This window comes from Bartonella sp. CL435QHHD, assembly GCF_042195095.1.
Classification (GTDB): Bacteria; Pseudomonadota; Alphaproteobacteria; order Rhizobiales; family Rhizobiaceae; genus Bartonella.
Genome location: NZ_JBHINS010000018.1, coordinates 1 through 2,720, shown reverse-complemented (window position 1 = coordinate 2,720; position 2,720 = coordinate 1). Strand labels below are relative to the sequence as shown.

General features: G+C 37.0%; 3 protein-coding genes. All 3 read right to left on the bottom strand.

All coding sequences use genetic code 11. The annotated features are described in order from the left end of the window. Positions 1-155: 155 nt before the first annotated feature. Positions 156-1,292, bottom strand: a complete 1,137-nt coding sequence (locus ACFILH_RS00705; RefSeq protein ID WP_375667215.1) for a hypothetical protein — start codon at positions 1,290-1,292, stop codon at positions 156-158. Beyond that, on the bottom strand, positions 1,282-1,755 hold the full coding sequence (locus ACFILH_RS00700; RefSeq protein ID WP_375637962.1) for a crossover junction endodeoxyribonuclease RuvC: 474 nt from the start codon (positions 1,753-1,755) through the stop codon (positions 1,282-1,284). Before ACFILH_RS00700 ends, ACFILH_RS00705 begins: the two co-directional genes overlap by 11 nt. Positions 1,756-2,098: 343 nt before the next feature. Then, positions 2,099-2,720, bottom strand: a 622-nt coding sequence (locus ACFILH_RS00695; RefSeq protein WP_375667214.1) for a hypothetical protein, incomplete at its 5' end; no start/stop codon positions are given.

Below are 2,720 nucleotides of genomic sequence, written 5' to 3'. Positions count from 1 at the left end.
CGCTCTGTACGGTGCCTTTCTGTCAATTTAAACGCATCTCTATTCTCAAAATCATCAGCAAATTTCACTACTTTGCTGTTTTTTCGGATCCTTTTAAATACAATTTCATGACTGATGCTCCCGAAAAAAGCTCTATTTCTGATCCATAAGTGTCTTTAAGCGTAGATCGCTGTTGGGGGTATGCTAAATCTTTCTGAAAGGTTATTTGCGAAATTGTTTGATGATGATTTATAGCATGCGGTTGCATATAGTTTTTCCGTTTCTAATTTTTTGTGTTTCTTAATTACCAATCCATATTCTGGATGCGTAATCCAATTATCCCAAGCGCTTTGCCAATCGCGTTCATTTGCATTTCGACATGGATTGGTTTTTGAAAAGCGTACAAATTTTTCAAATTCTGATAAGGCTTCACCATGCGTTAATCCTTGTTCAGTTGCGTATTGAAAATCGGGTTTGAAATCTTCTAGTATTCTTTCAACTTCTTGTTTTTCCCTTGTTTTCTTTGTTCCTTCAAAAAAGTTTGCTTTCTCTGGAAAATAAGCAGGCATCATCGTGTCAAAGATTTCTGAAAGTTTTTTTCCAACCTTTTTAACTTTTCGTGAAGGCAATTTCGCAATCATCGCTTCGTTAATTTGCCATCGGTTGTTAACTTCGTTTGAAAGATTGATATTTTGCTCGCGAATGATTGGTTGTTTGGTTTCTATCGTTTTGATTTGTTCTGATTGGCTTTCAACATCACACTCGATTGGCTCGTCAACCAAATCGTTTGTTTCTAAATTTTCAAAATCAATTTCTCTTTTTGATAAAATAATATTTTTATTTTTTTTGTTATTGTTATTGTTAATGTTAATGTGTTGTCGTGATGAACTCATCATGATGTCATCATGACCTCGTGATGATGTCATGATGACATCATCATGTTCTCTTGATGAATTATCTTTCTGCTTATTTCTCTTAGTATTCGCAGCTTTTATAGCTTTTTCTGAGAGTCTATTTAAATTCTCATTAGAGTTATTGAGTTCTTCCTCAACATCTAAATTCCACAAGCGACCATCTGCTAAACGAATGAAATATCCTTCTTCAAGCAAAACATTCAGTGCCGCTTCAAACTTCTTCACTGAATAACCAGTGTAATTAGATAAAACTTTAATATTATAAAAAAGAGGTTCACCAGTATGCAACATACGTAACCGTAATCGCATATAGATATTGCCCTCTACAGCAGGCAAATAATCAACAACTATTGCCCACTTGTCTGCAAAAAGCCTCGTCCATGGTAATTTACTGGACATACCCCAATTCCCTTTCTTTAACTAAATATAAAATTGCTAAAGCATCTGCTTCGTTATCATCTTTCGGATTGTGCCCTTTTGCACGCACCGCCTTAATCATCTCTTCTTTCGACGCATTCCCCTTGCCTGTCGTCGCTTTCTTAATCGTACTTACTGGTATCCCCTCATACGGTATCTGATGCTGTTCACACCACGCCGTTAACGTTGCTAACAAACCACCGTAAACATGCGCTGCATCTGTACCTTTATGACGCCTCACCTCTTCAAAATACACCACGTCAATTTGACCTGCTGTCTGCTTTATTTCTGATAGCCATTGCTTAAAGCGCAAGTAACGCATTCCACCGCCTTCAAAACGGCGCGATTGAAAATTCACGGTACCACTGAATATGTCACCCTCGGCATTGCGAAACGCCCACCCCGTTTTGGTACCTAGATCAAAACAAAGGATTGTATGAAGCATCTAAATCACCTGTATTTAATGATTGTTTTTTCTTAGAATGGTGCTTTAAACGACTTCTCTGCACACAATTTTACTACAATTCACACAATAAGAAACGTTAGGAAAAGATAATTTTTGGATGAGCTTTTCTTGCTCTTTTATTATTTCGTCTCTTTCATTTATCGCTTGTCTAAGCATTTTTATGTTTTTAAAATTGGTATAAACCGCATAACATGAACACAAATTAGCAATACAAGATATAATAAGTGCAATTAAGCCCATCCCTCTCTCCTCACTTACCCTTCTTCTTACTCTTCTTATTCTTATGAGGCGGCGCTTTTACTGCTTCATCACGCTGTTTAAGCTATTGTGTTAGTCTTTCAACTTCCTCGTCGCGTGATTGAACATCTGGTTTTAGTGCCTGTATCTTTTCACTTTTCCGTTTAAAGTCTTCTCGGTACGCATCTATCTTTTGCTTAAGTTCTTCAATTTCCTCGTCACGTTCTTCAATCTCTTGCTTCAGTTCTTCCATTTCCTCCTCGTCACATTCTTCCATCTTTTGCTTCAGTTCATCAATTTCCTCGTCGCGTTCTTCAATCTCTTGCTTCAATTCTTTAATTTCCTCGTCGCGTAATTGAACATCTGCTTCGAGTTCTTTAATTTCCTCCTCACGTTCTTTAATCTCTTGCTTCAGTTCTTCCATTTCCTCGTCGTCATGTTCTTCTATCTTTTGTTTCAATTCTTCAATTTTCTCGTCGCGTTCTTTAATCTCTTGCTTCAATTCTTTAATTTCCGTATCACGTGATTGCACATCTGCTTTTAGTGCCTGTATCTTTTCACTTTTCCGTTTAAACTCTTCTCGGTACGCATCTATCTTTTGCTTCAATTCTTTAATTTCCGTATCACGTGATTGAACATCTGCTTTTAGTGCCTGTATCTTTTCACTTTTCCGTTTAAAGTCTTCTCGGTACGCATCTATCTTTTGC